19 protein-coding genes are annotated in these 20438 nt (G+C 69.8%); 9 read left to right on the top strand and 10 right to left on the bottom strand.

Annotated features, from left to right (window positions below; genetic code table 11):
* Positions 1–54: 54 nt before the first annotated feature.
* The 4 genes from P1P75_RS26905 (at position 55) to P1P75_RS26890 (ending at position 1920) form a co-directional block, all read left to right on the top strand.
* Positions 55–234, top strand: a complete 180-nt coding sequence (locus P1P75_RS26905) for a hypothetical protein (protein WP_319259917.1) — start codon at positions 55–57, stop codon at positions 232–234.
* A gap of 157 nt (positions 235–391) precedes the next feature.
* Positions 392–814 (top strand): BlaI/MecI/CopY family transcriptional regulator, encoded by a 423-nt coding sequence (locus P1P75_RS26900; RefSeq protein WP_086765940.1) that lies wholly within the window; start codon positions 392–394, stop codon positions 812–814.
* A 9-nt stretch (positions 815–823) separates the two neighbouring features.
* Positions 824–1357 (top strand): amino-acid N-acetyltransferase, encoded by a 534-nt coding sequence (locus tag P1P75_RS26895; protein ID WP_150472184.1) that lies wholly within the window; start codon positions 824–826, stop codon positions 1355–1357.
* Between the two features lie 227 nt (positions 1358–1584).
* Positions 1585–1920 carry an Lsr2 family protein gene (locus P1P75_RS26890; RefSeq protein WP_086765936.1) on the top strand — a complete coding sequence of 112 codons (336 nt, stop codon included), beginning with the start codon at positions 1585–1587 and terminating at the stop codon, positions 1918–1920.
* Here the strand turns inward: P1P75_RS26890 and P1P75_RS26885 are convergent.
* On the bottom strand, positions 1899–2531 hold the full coding sequence (locus P1P75_RS26885; RefSeq protein ID WP_319259915.1) for an SCO3374 family protein: 633 nt from the start codon (positions 2529–2531) through the stop codon (positions 1899–1901). The genes P1P75_RS26890 and P1P75_RS26885 overlap by 22 nt on opposite strands.
* 443 nt (positions 2532–2974) lie before the next feature.
* Here P1P75_RS26885 and P1P75_RS26880 point away from each other — a divergent pair, with 443 nt between their 5' ends.
* Positions 2975–5503, top strand: a complete 2529-nt coding sequence (locus P1P75_RS26880) for an ATP-dependent Clp protease ATP-binding subunit (RefSeq protein ID WP_319259913.1) — start codon at positions 2975–2977, stop codon at positions 5501–5503.
* 79 nt (positions 5504–5582) lie between these two features.
* Here P1P75_RS26880 and P1P75_RS26875 read toward each other — a convergent pair whose 3' ends face one another.
* Positions 5583–6215: an HAD family acid phosphatase gene (locus tag P1P75_RS26875; RefSeq protein ID WP_319259910.1), complete on the bottom strand. Its 633-nt coding sequence runs from the start codon at positions 6213–6215 to the stop codon at positions 5583–5585.
* Between the two features lie 516 nt (positions 6216–6731).
* Here P1P75_RS26875 and P1P75_RS26870 point away from each other — a divergent pair.
* The gene (locus P1P75_RS26870; protein ID WP_319259908.1) at positions 6732–7340 is read left to right on the top strand and encodes a M23 family metallopeptidase; all 609 of its coding nucleotides are present in this window, start codon (positions 6732–6734) and stop codon (positions 7338–7340) included.
* Between the two features lie 22 nt (positions 7341–7362).
* On the opposite strand, the gene P1P75_RS26865 is transcribed toward P1P75_RS26870, so the two are convergent.
* Complete coding sequence (locus P1P75_RS26865) at positions 7363–7962, bottom strand: TetR/AcrR family transcriptional regulator (RefSeq protein ID WP_319259905.1); 600 nt, start codon at positions 7960–7962, stop codon at positions 7363–7365.
* A 167-nt stretch (positions 7963–8129) separates the two neighbouring features.
* Here P1P75_RS26865 and P1P75_RS26860 point away from each other — a divergent pair, with 167 nt between their 5' ends.
* Positions 8130–9719 carry an MDR family MFS transporter gene (locus tag P1P75_RS26860; protein ID WP_319259902.1) on the top strand — a complete coding sequence of 530 codons (1590 nt, stop codon included), beginning with the start codon at positions 8130–8132 and terminating at the stop codon, positions 9717–9719.
* 230 nt (positions 9720–9949) lie between these two features.
* On the opposite strand, the gene cseC is transcribed toward P1P75_RS26860, so the two are convergent.
* From cseC to P1P75_RS26835, 5 genes are all read right to left on the bottom strand, one after another.
* On the bottom strand, positions 9950–11293 hold the full coding sequence (gene cseC / locus P1P75_RS26855; protein WP_319259899.1) for a two-component system sensor histidine kinase CseC: 1344 nt from the start codon (positions 11291–11293) through the stop codon (positions 9950–9952).
* Positions 11294–11305: 12 nt separating this feature from the next.
* Positions 11306–12007: a two-component system response regulator CseB gene (gene cseB / locus P1P75_RS26850; RefSeq protein WP_319259896.1), complete on the bottom strand. Its 702-nt coding sequence runs from the start codon at positions 12005–12007 to the stop codon at positions 11306–11308.
* Between the two features lie 234 nt (positions 12008–12241).
* Positions 12242–12841, bottom strand: a complete 600-nt coding sequence (locus P1P75_RS26845; RefSeq protein WP_319259894.1) for a hypothetical protein — start codon at positions 12839–12841, stop codon at positions 12242–12244.
* Between the two features lie 41 nt (positions 12842–12882).
* Positions 12883–13425 (bottom strand): SigE family RNA polymerase sigma factor, encoded by a 543-nt coding sequence (locus P1P75_RS26840; RefSeq protein WP_086765917.1) that lies wholly within the window; start codon positions 13423–13425, stop codon positions 12883–12885.
* A gap of 302 nt (positions 13426–13727) precedes the next feature.
* On the bottom strand, positions 13728–14717 hold the full coding sequence (locus tag P1P75_RS26835) for an A/G-specific adenine glycosylase (RefSeq protein WP_319259891.1): 990 nt from the start codon (positions 14715–14717) through the stop codon (positions 13728–13730).
* A 357-nt stretch (positions 14718–15074) separates the two neighbouring features.
* Here P1P75_RS26835 and P1P75_RS26830 point away from each other — a divergent pair, with 357 nt between their 5' ends.
* Positions 15075–15905, top strand: a complete 831-nt coding sequence (locus P1P75_RS26830; protein WP_319259888.1) for a hypothetical protein — start codon at positions 15075–15077, stop codon at positions 15903–15905.
* Positions 15906–15995: 90 nt separating this feature from the next.
* On the opposite strand, the gene disA is transcribed toward P1P75_RS26830, so the two are convergent.
* Together disA and radA are read right to left on the bottom strand one after the other, a co-directional pair.
* Positions 15996–17120, bottom strand: coding sequence for a DNA integrity scanning diadenylate cyclase DisA (gene disA, locus P1P75_RS26825; protein ID WP_150472196.1), 1125 nt, complete (start codon positions 17118–17120; stop codon positions 15996–15998).
* 81 nt (positions 17121–17201) lie between these two features.
* Positions 17202–18611 carry a DNA repair protein RadA gene (gene radA / locus P1P75_RS26820; RefSeq protein ID WP_319259885.1) on the bottom strand — a complete coding sequence of 470 codons (1410 nt, stop codon included), beginning with the start codon at positions 18609–18611 and terminating at the stop codon, positions 17202–17204.
* Positions 18612–18916: 305 nt separating this feature from the next.
* Between radA and P1P75_RS26815 the strand changes: the two genes are divergently transcribed.
* Positions 18917–20438, top strand: a 1522-nt coding sequence (locus P1P75_RS26815) for a hypothetical protein (protein ID WP_319259883.1), incomplete at its 3' end; no start/stop codon positions are given.

Genomic DNA, 20438 nt, shown 5'->3' with positions numbered 1-20438 from the left:
CGCCGTACCGCACCCCTGCCCGATGTCCCGTTCCTCCCTGGCTACCCTGGATCCATGGACTATGTCTCCGCGCTGCTGCCCCCCGTCGTCATGGCCGTCTTCTTCATCGGCCTGATCAGGGTGATCGTGAAGACCCAGGGCGGCAGCAACAAGGCCAAGGAGGACGCGGCCGTCGACGCGGCCCTCGCGCGCGCGGACAGCACGCGCCAGTCCGCAGCGAACACCGAGGCCTGACCTCCGAGGGCCCCGCCTCCCCCGCGCGCCCTCCGGGGCGTACGGCTCCCATCCTGGGTGCTGTGCGCCCCTTTTGTTCGTGTTTGCGGAGGAATCTGCCCGTCCGGCACGCGATCGGCGTGATCTCCCACTATTGTTCTGAGTTGTGCCTCGCCCATTGGGAGAACTCGAAGACGCGGTCATGACGCGGGTGTGGAAGTGGAACCGCCCGGTCACCGTTCGAGAAGTCCTGGAAGACCTTCAGCAGGAACGGTCCATCGCCTACACCACGGTGATGACCGTTTTGGACAATCTCCATCAGAAGGGCTGGGTGCGCCGTGAGGCGGAAGGCCGGGCCTATCGATATGAGGCCGTCTCCACACGCGCCGCCTACGCCGCCGCCCTGATGAACGAGGCCTGGACGCAGAGCGACAACCCCGCCGCCGCTCTCGTCGCCTTCTTCGGGATGATGAGCGACGAACAGCGCCATGCCCTGCGCGATGCGGTACGGATCGTCCAGGGACCCGAAACTTCCGAACGCCCGGAAGCGGAGAGTCCACGGGAGAACCCCGGGTCGGCGACGGAGACCGACGGGCGATAGCGTCCGCTCATGTCAGCACAGAGCCCTGAAGTCAGCGCTAAAGCCATCACCGTCCGCCGGGCCCGGACCAGCGATGTTCCCGCCGTACGCCGCCTCCTTGACGCGTACGTCCGTGGGGGCATCCTGCTCGACAAAGCGACGGTGACCCTTTACGAGGACATCCAGGAGTTCTGGGTCGCCGAACGCGACGACAACGCCGAGGTCGTCGGCTGCGGTGCCCTGCACGTGATGTGGGAGGACCTCGCGGAAGTCCGCACGCTCGCGGTGAAGCCCGGTCTGAAGGGCGCCGGCGTCGGTCACCAGTTGTTGGAGAAGTTGGTGCAGACTGCCCGCTGGCTCGGGGTTCGCCGGGTTTTCTGTCTGACCTTCGAAGTCGACTTCTTCGGCAAGCACGGCTTCGTGGAGATCGGCGAGACACCCGTCGACACCGATGTCTACACAGAGCTGCTCCGTTCCTATGACGAGGGCGTCGCGGAGTTCCTCGGTCTCGAACGAGTGAAACCGAACACCTTGGGCAACAGTCGGATGCTTCTGCATCTGTGATCGCCGAGTCCCATTCCGGTCGAGCCGCCTTGCCCAGGTGCCCTATGTCCGAAACGCGCACGTTTCCGTGCGGTGTACGGGCAGCCGGTCTCTCCCGAGGGTTTGTGTTTTCTCAGCAAAAGCGGTTTGCTTTCCGACGTACTGCAGTACTGCATATAACAGGGGGCGGCGAAACGGCGGAACGCCGTAGACCCCCGGCCCTCACGTTATCGATGAAAGGAAATCCGGTGGCACAGAAGGTTCAGGTCCTTCTTGTCGACGACCTCGACGGCGGCGAGGCCGACGAGACCGTGACGTTCGCGCTTGACGGCAAGACATACGAGATCGATCTCACGACTGCCAATGCGGACAAGCTGCGCAGCCTTCTCGACCCCTATGTGAAGGGTGGCCGGCGTACCGGGGGCCGTGCTTCGGGCGGACGCGGAAAGGCCCGCGCCGCTGTCGGTGGCAGCCAGGACACCGCGCAGATCCGCGCCTGGGCGAAGGAGAACGGTTACGAGGTCAACGACCGTGGCCGTGTTCCCGCGACCATTCGCGAGGCCTACGAGAAGGCCAACGGCTGAGCGCAGGCACGTCGCAGACGGACACGGTGACAGTGCGTCGCCAGCGTGTCCACCAGCCGCACCAGGTCGGGGGCGCCCCCAACGCCCCCCAGGGTCGACACCGTCGGCAGCGAGGCCTCGATCTCGCACCCTCCCACGGGGGGCCGCACCCACACGGCGGCCCCCTGCAGCGCTGTCGCGGCCCGCACCCGGCCGCCCGGCGGCAGAGGCGCCTCGACGGCCCCGCCCGCGCCGGTCGCCGCCAGATCCAGCGGCAGCGCGTCCCACTCCAGCCACCGCAGGATCCCCGGCAGCTCCTCCGCGCTCCCCGCCGCCACCAGCAACCGCATCCGGTCGCCCCGCACGGCCACCGGAGAGCCCGGCGCAAGATGCCGCAGCGCCGCGCGACCCGCCTCGGCCGGCACGTCCAGCACGTCGAAGCGCACACCCGCCAAAAGCCGTACGGGATCTCCGGGCACCGTCGGCCACCCCAGTTCGTTCTCGTACCAGCCGCGGAGGCTCTCGGCCGGACGGTCCGGATCGAGCGGCCTGCGAGGGAAGGGGACCGGGGATGCCGCGAAGACGTCCGCAGGGACAGCCGGGGGGACGACCGGGAACGCGGCCGAGGGCACGGAGCCAACCATGCCGAGTGCAACAGTGCGGAAGGCCCCCGAGTTACGCTGAGTGTCCCGCCAGGTGCGCACGGTGGCGGGAAGGGGGGCGTGCGGGGGTGCCGGGAGGCGCAAGGTTGTTCGCCCGTAGCGGAGGGATCGGGTGCTCACGGCATGGAGTGTCAGTCCCAGCGGGTAAGACATCCCTAGTGGGAGGGGGCGACACGCAGGAAACAGCGGTCTCACGTTCGCCATCGGCGTACTGGCGACAGGGGTAACTGTCTGGCCTGCGGGAACATCGTCTCGCACCATCGGGTTGGAGCAGATGTCGGCGTTCGGGGTCAGGAGGCCATCGACGGTGTCGGCAGTTGGAATGAGCGGTCCCCGCTTGCGGGACTAAGCTGCGGAAGGACAGGGAGGGGAAGTTCCCCCCACTGCCTGACCGCTCTGAGGAGCGATTAACGATGTTCGAGAGGTTCACCGACCGCGCGCGGCGGGTTGTCGTCCTGGCTCAGGAAGAAGCCCGGATGCTCAACCACAACTACATCGGCACCGAGCACATCCTCCTGGGCCTGATCCACGAGGGTGAGGGTGTCGCCGCCAAGGCCCTTGAGAGCCTCGGGATTTCGCTCGAGGCGGTCCGCCAGCAGGTGGAGGAGATCATCGGGCAGGGGCAGCAGGCCCCGTCCGGGCACATCCCCTTCACCCCCCGTGCCAAGAAGGTCCTGGAGCTGTCGCTCCGCGAGGCCCTTCAGCTCGGCCACAACTACATCGGCACGGAGCACATCCTGCTCGGCCTGATCCGTGAGGGCGAGGGCGTCGCCGCCCAGGTCCTGGTCAAGCTGGGCGCAGATCTCAACCGTGTGCGGCAGCAGGTCATCCAGCTGCTCTCCGGTTACCAGGGCAAGGAGACCGCCGGCGCCAGTGGCGGTCCTGCCGAGGGCACCCCCTCGACGTCCCTGGTCCTCGACCAGTTCGGCCGGAACCTCACCCAGGCCGCTCGTGAGTCCAAGCTCGACCCGGTCATCGGGCGCGAGAAGGAGATCGAGCGGGTCATGCAGGTGCTGTCCCGCCGTACCAAGAACAACCCGGTCCTGATCGGTGAGCCCGGCGTCGGCAAGACCGCCGTCGTCGAGGGTCTCGCCCAGGCCATCGTCAAGGGCGAGGTGCCCGAGACCCTCAAGGACAAGCACCTCTACACCCTGGACCTCGGCGCGCTGGTCGCCGGCTCCCGCTACCGCGGTGACTTCGAGGAGCGCCTGAAGAAGGTCCTCAAGGAGATCCGCACCCGCGGCGACATCATCCTGTTCATCGACGAGCTGCACACGCTCGTGGGTGCGGGTGCCGCCGAAGGCGCCATCGACGCCGCTTCGATCCTGAAGCCGATGCTGGCCCGCGGTGAGCTGCAGACCATCGGTGCGACCACGCTGGACGAGTACCGCAAGCACCTGGAGAAGGATGCGGCCCTTGAGCGTCGCTTCCAGCCCATCCAGGTCGCGGAGCCGTCGCTGCCGCACACGATCGAGATCCTCAAGGGTCTGCGCGACCGGTACGAGGCGCACCACCGCGTCTCCATCACGGACGAGGCGCTGGTCCAGGCCGCCACCCTGGCCGACCGGTACATCTCGGACCGCTTCCTGCCCGACAAGGCGATCGACCTGATCGACGAGGCCGGTTCCCGGATGCGCATCCGCCGGATGACCGCGCCGCCGGACCTGCGTGAGTTCGACGAGAAGATCGCCGGCGTCCGCCGTGACAAGGAGTCCGCGATCGACTCGCAGGACTTCGAGAAGGCCGCCTCTCTCCGCGACAAGGAGAAGCAGCTCCTGGCCGCCAAGGCCAAGCGGGAGAAGGAGTGGAAGGCCGGCGACATGGACGTCGTCGCCGAGGTCGACGGCGAGCTGATCGCCGAGGTCCTCGCGACCGCCACCGGCATCCCGGTCTTCAAGCTGACCGAGGAGGAGTCCTCGCGTCTGCTGCGCATGGAGGACGAGCTCCACAAGCGGGTCATCGGCCAGAAGGACGCCGTCAAGGCGCTCTCGAAGGCGATCCGTCGTACGCGTGCCGGCCTCAAGGACCCGAAGCGTCCCGGTGGCTCGTTCATCTTCGCCGGCCCGTCCGGTGTCGGTAAGACCGAGCTGTCCAAGGCGCTCGCCGAGTTCCTCTTCGGCGACGAGGACGCGCTGATCTCCCTCGACATGTCGGAGTTCAGCGAGAAGCACACGGTGTCGCGTCTCTTCGGTTCCCCGCCCGGATACGTGGGTTACGAAGAGGGTGGCCAGCTGACCGAGAAGGTCCGCCGCAAGCCGTTCTCCGTCGTCCTCTTCGACGAGGTGGAGAAGGCCCACCCGGACATCTTCAACTCGCTGCTGCAGATCCTGGAGGACGGTCGCCTGACCGACTCCCAGGGCCGGGTCGTGGACTTCAAGAACACGGTCATCATCATGACGACCAACCTCGGCACGCGGGACATCTCGAAGGGCTTCAACCTCGGCTTCGCCGCCGCGGGTGACACGAAGTCCAACTACGAGCGCATGAAGAACAAGGTCTCGGACGAGCTGAAGCAGCACTTCCGGCCCGAGTTCCTCAACCGTGTCGACGACGTCGTCGTCTTCCCGCAGCTGACCCAGGCGGACATCCTCCAGATCGTCGACCTGATGGTCGGCAAGGTGGACGAGCGCCTCAAGGACCGGGACATGGGCATCGAGCTCTCCCAGTCCGCCAAGGAACTGCTGTCCAAGAAGGGTTACGACCCGGTGCTGGGTGCGCGTCCTCTGCGTCGCACCATCCAGCGCGAGATCGAGGACACGCTCTCGGAGAAGATCCTCTTCGGCGAGCTGCGCCCCGGTCACATCGTGGTCGTGGACACCGAGGGCGAGGGCGAGGCCCAGACCTTCACCTTCCGGGGTGAGGAGAAGGCGGCCCTGCCGGACGTCCCGCCGATCGAGCAGGCGGCCGGCGGCGCGGGTCCGAACCTGAGCAAGGACGCCTGACCCTTCGGGGGCTGAGCAAAGCAAGAAATGGGGCCGCCCCGGGACATCAGTCCCGGGGCGGCCCTTTCTGCTGCGCTCGTCAGGACAGCTGCCCGTCGTAGTCCGGCAGCTTGAACGTCTTCTCGGCGTGGCCGCCCGACAGGTCGGTGGCGCTGTTGCCGATGTTCCCGATGATCGTGTAGCCCTTGGACTCGATGTTCACGCGCTGGGCGGTCTTGTAGGCGGCGACGTCCTTGAAGAGGTCGAACAGGCCGCGCACGTGGAGGCCGGAGACCTTGTAGCCGGCGTACTTGAGGTTGTAGTCGGTCACGCCCGAGATGATGCCGGGGCGGGCCGTGACGAAGAAGAGGGAGACGCCGTGCTCCTGGGCGTACCTGGCGACGTCGAGGACCGGCTTGTTGGCCGGCTGCGGGTAGCTGAAGCCGAAGTCCGTCTCGAGGGTGGTGTTGTCGATGTCGAGCACCAGGGCCTGCTTCTCACCCGGCTTCCCGGCGGCGATGCGCTGCTTCAGATAGGGCAGGGCCTGGTTCATCACGGCCAGGCAGTCCGCCTGCCAGGTGTTGTAGTCGACGTCCTCCGCGGCGGCGGTGGCGGTGGCGGCGGTGGCGGTGGCCGTCGCGGCCTGGGCGCCGGCCGGGACCGCCATCGCGGTGATGGCGGCCGTCGCCACGGCGGTCATGCCTATACGGCGCGTCCAGGTGCCTTTGGTCATGGTGTGGGGGTCCTCTCGCGTCCAAGCGCTGCGGGTGTCGTGGGCATGCTCATCGGTAGGGATGGCCTGAGGGGAACCAGCGGGTTACTGGACGGTAGATGGCCATGAGAGCCCGGTCACACCCCCGTGCACACTTCGTGACGCGGGTCACAAGTGCCTGCGGCGTCAGGCAAGTAGGCGCCGTCACATTCTGAAGTGCCGTACGCGGGGCGGCCGGTGACATGGCGCACAGGAGTTACGTCACGTACTAGGCGGAATAGTGGCGAGGGCGATTCGGGCGAAAGGGACGTAAGCGCCGGAACCCTTCTGCATGGCAGGCCTCCCGCGTGGACCGGGGGTGAACGCGGTCGATAGGGCGGACTGTCAAGAAGTGTGCCGTTTTGGGGCGGACTACTAGCTTCCGTCGTACATCACACGTTTGGGGCAATGCGGGCCGCCGGGTTACCAAGGGATGGCCATCCGGCGGACGTCCGTACGTCAGGTGGTTCTCTCTGTCCCCGGCCCCATGAGGTTTCGATGTTCAAGCGCGTCCCGTTCCGTTCTTCCCGTACGTCCCAGCGCCGCACCCGCGTGGCCGTCGGCGCCGCCGCTCTCGGCGCCACGGTCGTGCTGGGGTCCGGAGTGGCGTCCGCTGTCACGCCCCAGGCTCAGACGGCGGCACCCACGGCCGCGACCGCCGTGTCGGTCGCCAAGAAGGCCAAGGCGGCCTCCTGGGTCGACCCGGTGAAGAAGTACAAGCTGTCCGCCAGCTTCGCCCAGGCCGGCAACATGTGGAACTCCACCCACAGCGGCCAGGACTACGCCGTGGCGACCGGCACCAAGGTCCTCGCCGCCCACGGCGGCAAGGTCGTCAAGGCCGGCGGCAACGGCGCCGGTGACGGCCCCGCCTACGGCAACGCCGTCGTCATCAAGCACTCCAACGGCGTGTACTCCCAGTACGCGCACCTCTCGAAGATCAACGTGAAGATCGGCCAGATCGTCAAGACCGGTCAGCGCATAGCCCTCTCCGGCAGCACCGGAAACTCCAGCGGCCCGCACCTGCACTTCGAGATCCGGACCACCGCCAACTACGGTTCGGCGATCGACCCGGTGAAGTTCCTGCGCGGCAAGGGTGTCACCGTCTGACGACGGTGATCCACGCCGGCCGTCAGGACGACGGCTGCGAGCCCTGATGGGCTTGGGTGATCAGATCGATGGCGACCTCGAGGACAGCTTCGCGCTTGTCCCCGGGGTCGCCTTCGAGGTCGTGCAGGAAGAACATGCCGGCGTGCAGCGTGAAGATGGCGCTGACGCAGCGGACCTGGTCGGCGAGGGGGGCGTCCGGGTCGATGACGATGTCGCGCAGCCCGCGCATGCGGTCCTTGAAGGACTCGCCGATCTGCAGCTCGCGGACCGTCGCCTGGTTCTCCTGCATGAACCGGAAGAACGGGGCCGCCTCGTTGAGCGCCCGGCTGTAGCGCCGCAGGAGTTCCTGCTTGGTGTCCAGGGTGTGCGGCTGGCCCCGGCCCCACTCGATCAGGTCCTCGATCGGTTTCGTCAGATCCGTGAAGATGCTGACGATGATTTCTTCCTTGGTCTTGAAGTGGTAGTACAGGGCCGCCTTCGTGACGTCCAGCTGCTCCGCGATCTCACGGAGCGAGGTCTTCTCGTAGCCCTGCTCGGCGAAGAGGTCGAGTGCCACGTCCTGGATGCGCTGGCGGGTGTTGCCGCGGCGTCGCTGCTTGGTGCCGTCCATGGTGACGTCCATCCTCGTACTCCTCGCGTCGCCGCGAAAGCGGGTGCCTTGAAGGTAAGAACGCTTACCTTCTGCCCGGTTGGAACTTACTTGACGCCCGGCTAGTCGCGAGTCTACTTTCCCAGTGTAGTCAACTAGCCGGTCGGCAAGTAAGTGGCGGCCTGGGGGAGTGGGAAACGATGGCGGACGCACGAACCGTGGAGCCGGACGCCGGCGCACGGGGCAACAAGCAGCAGAGCGTACGGGTCGTGATCCTCGCGCTGATGATCACGATGATGCTCGCGATGCTCGACAACATGATCGTGGGCACCGCGATGCCGACGATTGTCGGCGACCTCGGCGGCCTGGAACACCTGTCGTGGGTGGTGACCTCGTACACCCTCGCCACCGCCGCCTCCACGCCGATCTGGGGCAAGCTCGGCGACATGTACGGGCGCAAGGGCGCCTTCCTCACCTCGATCGTCATCTTCCTGGCCGGCTCGGTACTGAGCGGCATGGCCCAGGACATGGGGCAGCTGATCGGATTCCGTGCCGTGCAGGGGCTCGGCGCCGGCGGTCTGATGGTCGGCGTCATGGCGATCATCGGCGACCTCGTCCCGCCGCGCGAACGCGGCAAGTACCAGGGCATGATGGCCGGCGTGATGGCGATCGCCATGATCGGCGGACCGCTCGTCGGCGGCACCATCACCGACCACTGGGGCTGGCGCTGGGCCTTCTACATCAACCTGCCGCTCGGGGTGGTGGCCCTCGGGCTCATCACCGCCGTCCTGCACCTGCCGAAGAAGCGGTCCCAGGCGCGCATCGACTATCTGGGCGCCGGACTGCTCACCATCGGCATCACCTCCATCGTGCTGGTCACCACTTGGGGCGGCACGGAGTACGCCTGGTCCTCCGCGCGGATCATGGAGCTGATCGGCATCGGTGTCGCCACGCTCGTCGGGTTCGTCTTCTGGCAGACCAGGGCCGTCGAGCCGATCCTGCCGCTGCACATCTTCCGCAGCCGCAACTTCACGCTGATGGCCGTCATCGGCTTCATCACCGGCTTCGTGATGTTCGGCGCCACCCTGTTCCTGCCGCTGTACCAGCAGTCGGTGCAGGGCGCCTCGGCGACCAACTCCGGCCTGCTGCTCCTGCCGATGCTCGGCGCGATGCTCGTGACGTCGATGGTCGCCGGCCGGATCACGACCAGCAGCGGCCGCTACAAGGTCTTCCCGATCGTCGGAAGCGCGCTGATGATCGTCGGGCTGTACCTGCTGTCCACGATGGACACCGGCACCTCCCGGTTCACCTCGGGTGTGTTCATGGCGGTCGTCGGCCTCGGCATGGGCTGCCTGATGCAGATCACCATGCTGGTCGCGCAGAACAGCGTCGAGATGAAGGACATGGGCGTCGCGTCCTCCTCGGCCACCCTCTTCCGTACGCTCGGGTCCTCCTTCGGTGTCGCGATCATGGGCGCGCTGTTCAACAACCGGGTCCAGGACGCCATGTCCGAGCGGGCCGGGGCGCTGGGCTCCAAGATCACCGAGCAGTCCGCGCAACTGGACGCCGCCAGCCTCGCCAAGCTTCCGGCCCCGGCGCGGGAGGCCTATCAGTTCGCGGTGTCCGACGGCACGCACGCGGCGTTCGTCCTCGGAGCCCTGGTGGCCGTGGTCGCGCTGGGGGCCGCTGTGTTCGTCAAGGAGGTCCCCCTCCGCGGAGCGGAACCGAAGACGGAGGGCGCCCCGGACGAGCCCGCCGCCCCGAAGACGCCGGTGGCCGAGCCCGTCTGATCCCCGCGAAGGAACTGCCGCTGGCGGCCGAGGGCGGCGGTACCCCCCGTCTGCGTATGAGCTGCCGCCGTGATGGTGATGAGCAGCCGTACAAGCCGTACGAGAGGCCTCCCGGCCGGTGTCCGCCCCGGGGGGCCTCCGGCATGGGACCAGGAGCCGCCGGTCCCATGGCCGCCCATCCCTTCCACACGGCCGGTCCCCGTCGCTCGGGGGCAGCGGGCAGCCCTTGCCTACGGCAGCATCGGATAGCTTCCCGTGTTCGTCGGGGCATGTTCCGGCAGCCACAGGACGGCTACGGCGCCCTCGGCCGGTATGTGTTCCGGCGCCCCCGCGAGCCGTACGTTGCGGAACGTCAGCCGGGCGCCCAGGACGCGGGCCTGTCCTGCCGCGATGGTGAGGCCGAGGCCATGGCCGCGGCCTGCCCGGTCGCTGCTGCCGGTGCGGAAGCGGCTCGGGCCCTCCGCGAGGAGATCCTTGGGGAAGCCGGGGCCGTGGTCACGGACCCGGATGACCCGGCCCTCGACGGTGACCTGGATCGGGGGTTTGCCGTGCCGGCCGGCGTTGGTGAGCAGGTTCAGCAGGACGCGCTCCAGGCGCCGCGGGTCGGTGGTGACCATCGACTCGTGCACCACCCGCACCTCGACCTCCGGGTCCTTGGCCGCCACCCGCCGGGTGACGAACTCGCCCAGCAGGATGTCCTGCAACTCGGCACGCTCGGAGGCTCCGTCGAGGCGGGCCACCTCCAGGACGTCCTCGACGAGCGTGCGCATGGCCTTGGCCCGGTCCATGACCAGCTCGGTGGGCCGGCCCGGCGGCAGCAGTTCGGCGGCCGTCAGCAGCCCGGTCACGGGTGTGCGCAGCTCGTGAGCGATGTCGGCGGTCACCCGGCGCTCGGCCTCCAGCCGTTGCTGGAGCGCGTCCGCCATGGCGTCCACGGCAGAAGCGAGGTCGTCGGTCTCGTCCCGTACGACTCCTCCGATGGCGTCCCGCACCCGCACGTCGGTCTCGCCCTTGGCGACCTGGTTCGCCGCGGCCGCCGCTTTGCGCAGCCGTCGTGACAGCTGCCCGCCGATCAGCACGCCGAGCGCGCTGCCGCCGAGGACGACCGCGATGGAGCCGATCACCAGGGCCTGATCGAGGTCGTTGAGGATGTCGGTGCTGCGGTCGGTGAAGCCGGTGTGCAGGGAGAGAACGTGCCCGTCCTTGACGGGCACGGCCGCCCAGATGTCCGGCGCCCCGCCTCCGCGGTCGGAGACGAACGTGGCCCGGCGCCCCTTCTCGACCTTGGACCTCAGCTCCGAGGGCAGTCCCTGGTCGTCGATCTTGATGTTGGGGAAGTTGGGGCGCCCGGACAGCTCGTAGTTGCGCTGGGCGATCCGGACCCGCTCGTCGGCCAGGTCACGGGCGTTGTCCAGCATGGACACCCGCGCGGCGTTGTGGACGACGAGGCTGAGCACGATCGCCACGAGTGCGCCGACCAGCGCGATGGCCGCGCTGAGCTTCCACCGCAGGCCGGTGCGGATGCCCACGCGCTCCACGCGGGCCGGAACCAGGTGCCGCAACATCCCCCGCATACCCCTGTCCGCTCAGGCCTTCAGTTTGTAGCCGAAGCCGCGGACCGTCTCGATACGGTCCTGGCCGATCTTCGTCCGCAGCCGCTGCACATGGACGTCGACGACGCGGGTGTCACCACCCCAGCCGTAGTCCCACACCCGCTCGAGCAGCTTGTCCCGCGAGAGCACGGTGCCCGGGGCGGAGGAGAACTCCAGCAGCAGGCGCATCTCGGTCGGTGTGAGCGCTACCGGCTGCCCGGCCCGGCGCACCTCCATGCCCTCGGTGTCGATCTCCAGGTCACCGAAGGCCAGCACGCCCCCGGCGGCGGAGGAGTCCGAGTCCCCGCGGTCGGGCCCGCCCGCGTGTCCGAACCGGCGCAGCACCGCGCGGATGCGGGCGACCAGGACGGCGCCGTCGAACGGCTTGGTCACATAGTCGTCGGCGCCGGCCTCCAGGCCGAGGACGACGTCGATGGAGTCGGCGCGCGCGGAGAGCATGATCACCGGCACGGTGGACTCGTCCCGGATGCGCCGGCACAGACTCACGCCGTCCAGCCCGGGGACCATGACGTCCAGCAGGGCGATGTCGGGGCGGTCCGCCCGGAACGCCTCCAGGCCGGAGAGGCCGTCGGGCATCGCGGTGACCACGAAGCCGTCCCGCTCCAGAGCGAGCTGGGTGGCCTCGCGGATGACGTCGTCGTCCTCGACGAACAGGACGTGTGTCTGGTCTGCCATCCCGGTGCTCTCGATCCTCGGTGGTGTCTGGATGTGCGGTGCATTGTGCGGTGTCTTCTGTGCGTACGGGGCCCTGCCGTGCACCTGTGTCCGCTCTGTCTGTCGGTGCGCTGTCAGGTTGTCCCTAGGTGGGACGCCCGGAGCGCCTGGTGCGTTCACTGGTTCATCGGTCCGGGAGGCCCGAACGGTTCACGAGAGAGAAGATTTTCTCGTCAGAAGTCCTTCGTCGAGCCGTCAGCCGGTCTCCGGCACCGGAGTCGGCTCCCCACCGACGACGCTGCTGTAGTCGTTGTGCCAGCTGTACTCCTTGACGAAGCGGCCCGCGGCGGCCCAGTGGTACGTGCTCACGTTCTCACCGGAGGGGCTGGAGACGGGGTCGCCCCTCTCGTACATCTGCTTGGTCACGACCAGGTCGCCGCGGTCGATCTCGGCGTAGACCGGGGGCTCCTCGGCCTTGAACACGTTCTCGTAACCGCCGCTCGTCCCCCGGTACACGTACGACCCGACCCCCACCGCGTCACCGCAGGTCAGCACGTTGACGACGACATCCGTCTCGGCGCCTCCGGTGAGGTCGCCGTAGGAGACGTCGACGGGGTACTCGTCGCCGACGCACGGTTTCAGCTCGCGCTTGACCTCGTCCGAGACCTCGGGGTCGTCCTTGACGAGCTGGACGGCGTCGGTGCGGTCGGGAACGTCGGTGGTGGCGCCCGACGGGGCGGCGCCGGTGACCGCTTCGGCGTGTGCCGGGCCCTCGTCACGGGCACCGGTGCCGCCGGTGGCGCACGAGGACAGGAAAAGGCCGAGGGCGGCGAGCACGGCCACTGCCGCGATCACCGCCTGGAATGTGCCTCGGGCCGGTGAGGGCCCGGCCCCGGTCAGGCCGCCGTGCAACGCTCCCGCTCCTCACGCTCCAGCGCGCGTGCGTCCAGATCGCGGGTTTCCAGCTCCTCGCGGAGCCGGGCGAGCGCCCGGTGCAGCGTGCTCTTGACCGTACCGGCCGACATGCCGAGCGCGGCGGCCGTCTCCTCCGTGGACATCTGCTCCCAGTGTCGCAGTACGACGACACTGCGCTGCTTCGGAGCGAGCACCTTCATCGCGTCCATCAGCAGAGCGCGGTCCGCGTGCTGCTCGGTGGAGTCCTGCACGCTGGCGTCCGGCAGCTGCTCGGTGGGGACTTCCTCCAGCTTGCGGGCCCGCCACCACTCGGTCCGCGTGTTGATCATGACCCGGCGCAGATAGGCGTCCGCCAGTCGCTTGTCGGCGATGCCGTCCCAGCGCCCGTACGTCCGTGCCAGGGCGGTCTGGAGGAGGTCCTGCGCGTCCACCGGGTCCGGGACCAGCCGACGGGCACTGCGCAGCAGCGCGTCCTGCCGGGTGCGGACGTACTCCTCGAACTCGAGCACCTCTCCGTGCGCCATGGTCAACCGCCTCCGTATCCCCGTTCCGGCTGGCTGTCGTCCGCCGGTTTCCTGCTCGTGGTCTGTGGGCCCTCGTGTGGCTGCCGGGCACACGAAGGAACCTACGGAGGTGTTGTCACGGCACTGTCCGAGGCAGCCTGCGGCTAGCAGTCGGCTGTCCGTCGGTTGTGTAACGGAGGAGGAGCAAGGGTAAAGAAGACGGCCCAATGCTGACGGTTTGTGCTGATTCATCCGCCGGTCGACCGTGACAGAAGCCCGGTTACGGCCCTGGTGTCTCCGTCCGACTGTGAACTGACTGTGCGTCAGGTGAGCGGCAGCCGGTACAGGCCGCCCGCCAGTGGTTCCACCAGACCGTCCGCGACGAGAGAGTCCAGCGCACGCGCGCGTTGCACCGGCTCGTGCCACACCCGGTCGAGTGCCGCCTGCGCCACAGGCGTGTGGGCCTCCCTCAGGGCGGCGAGCAGCTTCCCGCGCACCTGCCGGTCCGTACCGGCGTACGTCTGGCCGCGCCGCGCAGGCCCGTCGTGTTCCGGCTTGCCCGCGAGCCGCCAGGCGCACTGGGCGGCGATCGGGCAGCGGTGACAGGTCTCGTTCCGCGCTGTGCAGACGAGCGCGCCCAGCTCCATGGAGGCGGCGGCCCACCGCGCGGCGACCTTCTCGTCCTCGGGCAGCAGGGCGCGCGCCAGCTTGCGCTCGGCGGCCGTGGTGGCGTTGGGCGGGTACTGCACTCCGGTGACGGCGCGCGCGAACACCCGGCGGACGTTGGTGTCCAGGACGGCATGCCGCTGCCCGTACGCGAAGGAGGCGACGGCGGCGGCCGTGTACTCACCGACGCCGGGCAGCGCCAGCAGCTGCGCATGGTCCGCCGGTACGTCGCCGGCGTGCCGTTCCGTTATGGCCGCCGCGGCGCCGTGGAGCCGCAGCGCGCGTCGCGGATAGCCGAGCCGGCCCCACGCGCGTACGGCTTCACCGGGGGCCTCGGCGGCCAGGTCGGCGGGGCGCGGCCAGCGGGCGAGCCACTGCTCGTAGACCGGCAGGACGCGGCTGACCGGCGTCTGCTGGAGCATGAATTCGCTGACCATCACCCCCCAGGCGCCGGCCTCGGGGCGCCGCCAGGGCAGGTCGCGGGCGTGGTCGTCGAACCAGTCGATGACGGGCGAGTGCAGGCGTGTGCCGGAGGCCCGTCCGGCGATTGCCGGGTCGGTGTTTCCCTGGGGCGGCTGCTCTCCGGCGGGCGGGCCGGAGACGGTGTCGGCGGGGCTGTGGTGCGGGGGCTTCGTGGGCGCAGTCATGGCCCTTCCGATCCTGCCATGCGCGAAGGGGCACGCGCGCGTACCACCCCCGGTGGGGCGGGGGCGCGGGCGGCGTCCGCGCGCGTGGGCCACGGGCGCGGGAGGAGTGCGAGGGGCGCGCGTGCGAAGGAGTGCGCCGTTGGGAACGGTGTCCCGCGCACGGCGTCGACGTCACGCGCGCCGTCAAGGACCGTGTCCGGCGTGCGGCGCCGATGTCACGTCCCGCGACCGGGGCGGCCTGCGACGGTCTCAAGTCGACGCCAGGACAGCCGTGTCCGGGATGATGATCCGGAAAAGTTGTGCCCCAGGCGGCGGGTGGGGCCGGGTACGGCAAGGATCTCTCGTACAGTTTGCGCCGTGGGATCTATGCGCAATCCGGTCGGGCCGCTTCCCTCCTCCATCTACTGGCGACGGAGGGTCGTACTGCTGTCCGTGCTCGCCTTGTTGGCGTTGCTGGTCACGTGGGTGGTCACCGCGGGCGGGGGCGGCGGCAAGAACGGGGCGGACGGCTCCAACGGCAAGAATCCCGCCTCCTCCATCACGCCGGGCCCTTCCGGCTCCGGGCCGGCGATCAGCCAAAACCCGGGCGGACGCGACGAGTCGGGCGACGAGGACACCGGTGGCTCCGGTTCGGGCTCGGCGACGGACTCGGGCGACGGAACGGGGTCCGGTGGCGGGTCCGGCGACGGGGACACGGACGGCTCCGGTTCAGCCGGGTCCGGGGGTTTTGGCGAGGGTGCCGGTGGCAGCGGGTCGGGTACGGCACTGCCTGCCGGTACGACACTGCCCAACTGCACCGCCAGCGTGGTCACGTTGAGTCTGCGCAGCGTCCGCAACACGTACTCGCCGGACCAGACGCCCACGTTCCGGCTGACGGCGAAGAACTCCTCCGGTAGTGACTGCAAGGTCGATCTCGGCGCCAGGAGCGCCGTGTTGACGATCACGCAGGCCGGCGGCGCCGAGGACTACTGGTCGTCCGCCGACTGCCCCAAGGGGGCCGCGAGCCTGCTGTACCGGGTGCCGGCCGGGGGCAGTTTCACCTACACCGTGACGTGGGACCGGAAGCCGAGTGCGCCGGAGTGCGCGACGCCTCCGGCGGGGGTCGCCGGGGCCGGGACGTACCTGGTGGAGGCGAAGGCGCCCGGGTTCACCAAGGCGCAGACCTCGTTCGTGCTCGATCAGGACTGAGCCGGGGCGACGCGGTCGCCGCTCCCGGCGCGGAACGAGTCGCCCCCGCCCCGCCGCGCCGCCTCACCAGGCACCACAGGACCGGCGGTCTCAGACGTACCGCTCCAGAATCGACGACTCCGCCAGCCGCGACAGGCCTTCCCGCACGCTGCGCGCCCGCGCCTCGCCCACGCCGTCGACCGTCTGCAGGTCGTCGACGCTCGCGGCGAGAAGTTTCTGGAGTCCGCCGAAGTGCTCCACCAGCCGGTCGATGATCGCGCCGGGAAGGCGGGGCACCTTGGCCAGCAGGCGGAAGCCGCGCGGGGAGACCGCGGAGTCGAGCGCCTCGGGGGAGCCCGTGTAGCCCAAACCGCGGGCCACCGTGGACATTTCGAGAAGCTCGGCGTGGCTGAGCGCGTCCAGCTCGTACAGCGCCTCGTCGACCGTGCGGGAACGCTTGGCCGTGGGCTCCGGAACATAGTCCCGGACCACCAGTTCACGCTCCGGCTCCACGCCCGCGATCAACTCGTCGAGCTGGAGGGAGAGAAGACGCCCGTCGGTGCCCAGTTCGACCACGTATTCGGCGATTTCGGTGGCGATGCGGCGCACCATCTCCAGGCGCTGCGCCACCGCCGAGACGTCCCGGACCGTCACCAGGTCCTCGATCTCCAGCGCTGACAACGTTCCCGCGACCTCGTCCAGGCGGAGCTTGTAGCGCTCCAGGGTCGCCAGCGCCTGGTTCGCGCGGGACAGGATCGCCGCGGAGTCCTCCAGGACGCGGCGCTGGCCGTCGACGTAGAGCGCGATCAGACGCATGGACTGGGAGACCGAGACGATGGGGTAGCCGACCTGCTTGCTGACGCGGTCCGCCGTGCGGTGGCGGGTGCCGGTCTCCTCGGTGGGGATGGTGGGGTCCGGCACGAGCTGCACGCCGGCCCGCAGGATCTTGGACAGGTCGGAGGAGACGACGATGCCGCCGTCGAGTTTGCACAGCTCACGCAGGCGCGTGGCCGTGAACTCGACGTCCAGGACGAATCCGCCCGTACACATCGTCTCGACCGTCTTGTCGGAGCCGAGCACGATGAGTCCGCCGGTGTTGCCGCGGAGCACCCGTTCCAGGCCGTCGCGCAGGGCCGTGCCGGGAGCCACCGCGCTCAGCGCGGCACGCATCAGGCCTTCGGCACCGGAACTCCCGCCGGACTTTCCGGGAGCTGCCGCCCGGTCGTTGGCTGCCACTGCACTCCTCCGGTCACAGGTTCTTTGGTGCTCCCGTTTCGCGCACTCGGTTCGTACGGACGGGCGAGACCTGGGCAAAGTCTACCGGCGCTGCTCCGACTCCCGCGGGGCCTCTCGCTGACGGGAGCGCGGGAGCACCCTCAGGGCCTCTCCCATGTTCGCGACTTCGAGGACCTTCATCCCCGCGGGGATCTTGCCGGGATCGCCCGGCACGAGCGCGTGCGTGAAGCCCAGACGGTGCGCCTCGGCCAGTCTGCGCTGGACGCCCGTGACCCGTCTGACCTCGCCCGCGAGGCCCACTTCGCCGATCGCGACGAGGTTCTTGGGCAGGGGGGTGTCGCTCGCCGCGGAGGCCAGTGCGAGGGCGATCGCGAGGTCCGCCGCGGGCTCGGAGAGTTTCACGCCGCCGACCGTCGCCGAGTAGATGTCCCGCTTGCCGAGCGCGCTGATCCTGCCCCGCTGCTCCAGGACCGCGAGCATCATCGAGACGCGGGAGGTCTCCAGGCCCGACGTCGTGCGGCGGGGCGAGGGGATCTGGGAATCGACGGTGAGCGCCTGCACTTCGGCGACCAGGGGGCGGCGGCCCTCCAGGGTGACCGTCAGGCAGGTGCCGGGGACCGGTTCGTCACGACGGGTCAGGAAAAGTCCGCTTGGGTCGGTAAGGCCCGTGATGCCCTCGTCGTGCAGTTCGAAGCAGCCGACCTCGTCGGTGGCGCCGTAGCGGTTCTTGACGCCTCGCACGAGTCGCAGGCGCGCGTGCCGGTCGCCCTCGAAGGACAGGACGACGTCCACGAGGTGTTCGAGGAGGCGCGGGCCGGCGATCGCGCCGTCCTTGGTGACATGGCCCACCAGCAGCGTGGACATGCCGCGCTCCTTCGAGGCGCGGATCAGCGCGCCGGCGACCTCGCGGACCTGGGCCATGCCGCCTGGAGCGCCGTCGATCTCCGGGGAGGCGACGGTCTGCACCGAGTCGACGATGAGCAGTGACGGCTTCACGGCGTCCAAATGGCCCAGGACGGCGGCCAGATCGGTCTCCGCGGCGAGATACAGGTGGTCGTGGATGGCGCCGATGCGGTCGGCCCGCAGCCGCACCTGGCTGGCCGACTCCTCACCCGTGACGTACAGCGTGCGGTGTTCGTCGCTCGCGGCCTTGGCGGCCACGTCGAGCAGGAGCGTGGACTTGCCGACGCCCGGCTCGCCGGCCAGGAGGACGACCGCGCCCGGGACCAGGCCGCCGCCCAGGACACGGTCCAGCTCGGGTACACCGGTGGGGCGGGCGGTGGCCTGCCGGCCGTCGACCTGGCCGATGGGCAGGGCGGAGGTGGTGACGCGGCCGGGTGCCGTCGTGCGGACGGCGGGCGCGCCGTATTCCTCGACCGTGCCCCAGGCCTGGCACTCGGGGCAGCGGCCGAGCCACTTCGCCGTCTGCCACCCGCACTCCGTGCAGCGGTAGGACGGACGGTCCTTCGTGGTCTTCGTACGGGCAGCCATGGGGAAACCGTAACCGCCGGGTGTGACAACGCGAGAAGCCTGTGCATAAAGCCGGTCCGCCGGGGCAGACGCGTCCCGAGGCGGTGTCCGCCGCGTCCGCCCCCCGGGGCGGCGGTCACTGGTGAGGGCGCCCGGCCATCCCCCCGGCCGGGTGCCCTCACCCCCTGTGAACCGGCCACGGCCGTCGCGAATGAGCCACTTGACCCCGTCTTCGTGTCCCCTTATGAGGGATCGTTTCACCCGTACGGATTAAAAGGACTCAAGGGGGCAGAAGAGGTCGTTCCGCGGCGCCTACGGTCGCACGGGTGATGAGCAGCAGTTCGGAAACCCCGACCCGCACGACCGGCGCACACCGGGCGCACAGGGAGGCGCGCGACCGCGCTGCGGTGCGCACGCTGGCGCAGCGCCCCCCCGCTCGCTACGAGCCCTACCTGGACGGCCTGTTCACCTACTGCCTGTCCGTCCTGTGCGACCACGACACCGCCACGGCGGCCCTCGGCGACGTCCTCGCGCTCGCCGAGCGGCGCGGCCAACGCGTCCCGGACGCCGCCGACGACCGCAGGGCCTGGCTCTACGCCCTGGCCCGCTGGGCCTGCCTGCGCAAACTCGGCGAGGCCAGGCAGAAACGTCAGGGCGCCCACGCGCCGGGCCGGCACGGCGCCCACAAGGCGAGCGGCGCCGATCCCCTGCCCGACGGCCTCCAGGAACAGCGCCGCCGCGAACTCGCCCTGCTGGCCTGGCCGGAGGCTGCGGGCACCAGCCCGGAACAGCGTGAGGCGCTCGAACTCGCCGTACGGCATCACCTCGCCGCCCATGAGGTGGCGGCCGTTCTCGGCATGGAGGTGGCCGCGGCCCGCGAGCTGCTCTCCTCCGCCGCCTGCGAGGTGGAACGCACGCGTGCCGCCCTGGCCGTCGTCGAGACCGGCGGCTGCCCTGGAGTGGCCCGCCTCACCGGCGACCACCAACTCGTGCTCAGCGCCACGCTGCGCCGCGAACTCGTCCGGCACGTCGACGACTGCCCGCGCTGCCGCCGGGCCGCGGAGCGCGCCGTCCCCGGCCGCTGGCCCGGCGCCGGGGTCACACCCGCCGAGCTGCCCGTCCTGGGAGCGCCCCGCGCGGCCCTGCACACCGTCCTGGCGCACCTCCCGCGCGTGCGGGGCGCCGCCGCGCCGCGCTTCGACCGGCGCGGCTTCCCGATGGACCCCAAGGACCGCGCCGCACGGCGGGACCGCATCCGCGCGCGTGCCGTCACGACGACGGTCGTCGCCACTGTCGTCGCCGCACCGGTGCTCGCCCTCTGGGCCGCCTACCGGGGCACACCGACCGCCGACTCCGACGGCCGCTCGCCCACCGCAAGCGAGGCGCAGGGTCCCGACGGCATCGTCGGAGAGGGGCCGGGCGGCTACCAGAACGCCGGCAACGCCAGCACCCGGCCCGGCTCCCGCCTCAGCGAGGGCGACAAGCCCGACGTCTCCGTGGAGGTCATCAGCGTCCCCGGACTCGGCGACAAGGGCGCGGGCCTGCTGTCCGTCACGGCCGGGCACCGCGGCGACACCACGCTGATCACCCTGACCGCGGCCGAGGACGCCGACGGGCCGGTCCGCTGGTCGGCGACCACCGGTGCCTCCTGGCTCCACCTGAGCCGCACCACGGGCACACTCCAGCCCGGCGAATCGATCACTCTCCAGGTGTACGTCGACCACGAGCGCGAGCCCGCCGGGTACTGGCACGCACGCGTGGCGGTCGCCCCGGCCGGTGCCGTCGTCTCCATCGAGGGCCACGGCGTCACGCACACCCCCTCGGACCCCGACCCCACGCCCAGCGGTC

It is taken from the genome of Streptomyces sp. ID05-39B (assembly GCF_033794725.1).
Classification (GTDB): domain Bacteria; phylum Actinomycetota; class Actinomycetes; order Streptomycetales; family Streptomycetaceae; genus Streptomyces; species Streptomyces bobili.
The sequence above is the reverse complement of the archived record's forward strand: the minus strand, read 5'-3'. Positions and strand labels throughout refer to the sequence as shown.

Bases quoted from the DNA above. Each gene is read 5' to 3' on its own strand.
- P1P75_RS26905 (WP_319259917.1), top strand. From the start codon at position 55: ATGGACTATGTCTCCGCGCTGCTGCCCCCCGTCGTCATGGCCGTCTTC.
- P1P75_RS26895 (WP_150472184.1), top strand. From the start codon at position 824: ATGTCAGCACAGAGCCCTGAAGTCAGCGCTAAAGCCATCACCGTCCGC.
- P1P75_RS26880 (WP_319259913.1), top strand. From the start codon at position 2,975: ATGTTCGAGAGGTTCACCGACCGCGCGCGGCGGGTTGTCGTCCTGGCT.
- P1P75_RS26875 (WP_319259910.1), bottom strand. From the start codon at position 6,215: ATGACCAAAGGCACCTGGACGCGCCGTATAGGCATGACCGCCGTGGCG.
- P1P75_RS26870 (WP_319259908.1), top strand. From the start codon at position 6,732: ATGTTCAAGCGCGTCCCGTTCCGTTCTTCCCGTACGTCCCAGCGCCGC.
- P1P75_RS26865 (WP_319259905.1), bottom strand. From the start codon at position 7,962: ATGGACGTCACCATGGACGGCACCAAGCAGCGACGCCGCGGCAACACC.
- P1P75_RS26860 (WP_319259902.1), top strand. From the start codon at position 8,130: ATGGCGGACGCACGAACCGTGGAGCCGGACGCCGGCGCACGGGGCAAC.
- cseC (WP_319259899.1), bottom strand. From the start codon at position 11,293: ATGCGGGGGATGTTGCGGCACCTGGTTCCGGCCCGCGTGGAGCGCGTG.
- cseB (WP_319259896.1), bottom strand. From the start codon at position 12,007: ATGGCAGACCAGACACACGTCCTGTTCGTCGAGGACGACGACGTCATC.
- P1P75_RS26840 (WP_086765917.1), bottom strand. From the start codon at position 13,425: ATGGCGCACGGAGAGGTGCTCGAGTTCGAGGAGTACGTCCGCACCCGG.
- P1P75_RS26835 (WP_319259891.1), bottom strand. From the start codon at position 14,717: ATGACTGCGCCCACGAAGCCCCCGCACCACAGCCCCGCCGACACCGTC.
- radA (WP_319259885.1), bottom strand. From the start codon at position 18,611: ATGGCTGCCCGTACGAAGACCACGAAGGACCGTCCGTCCTACCGCTGC.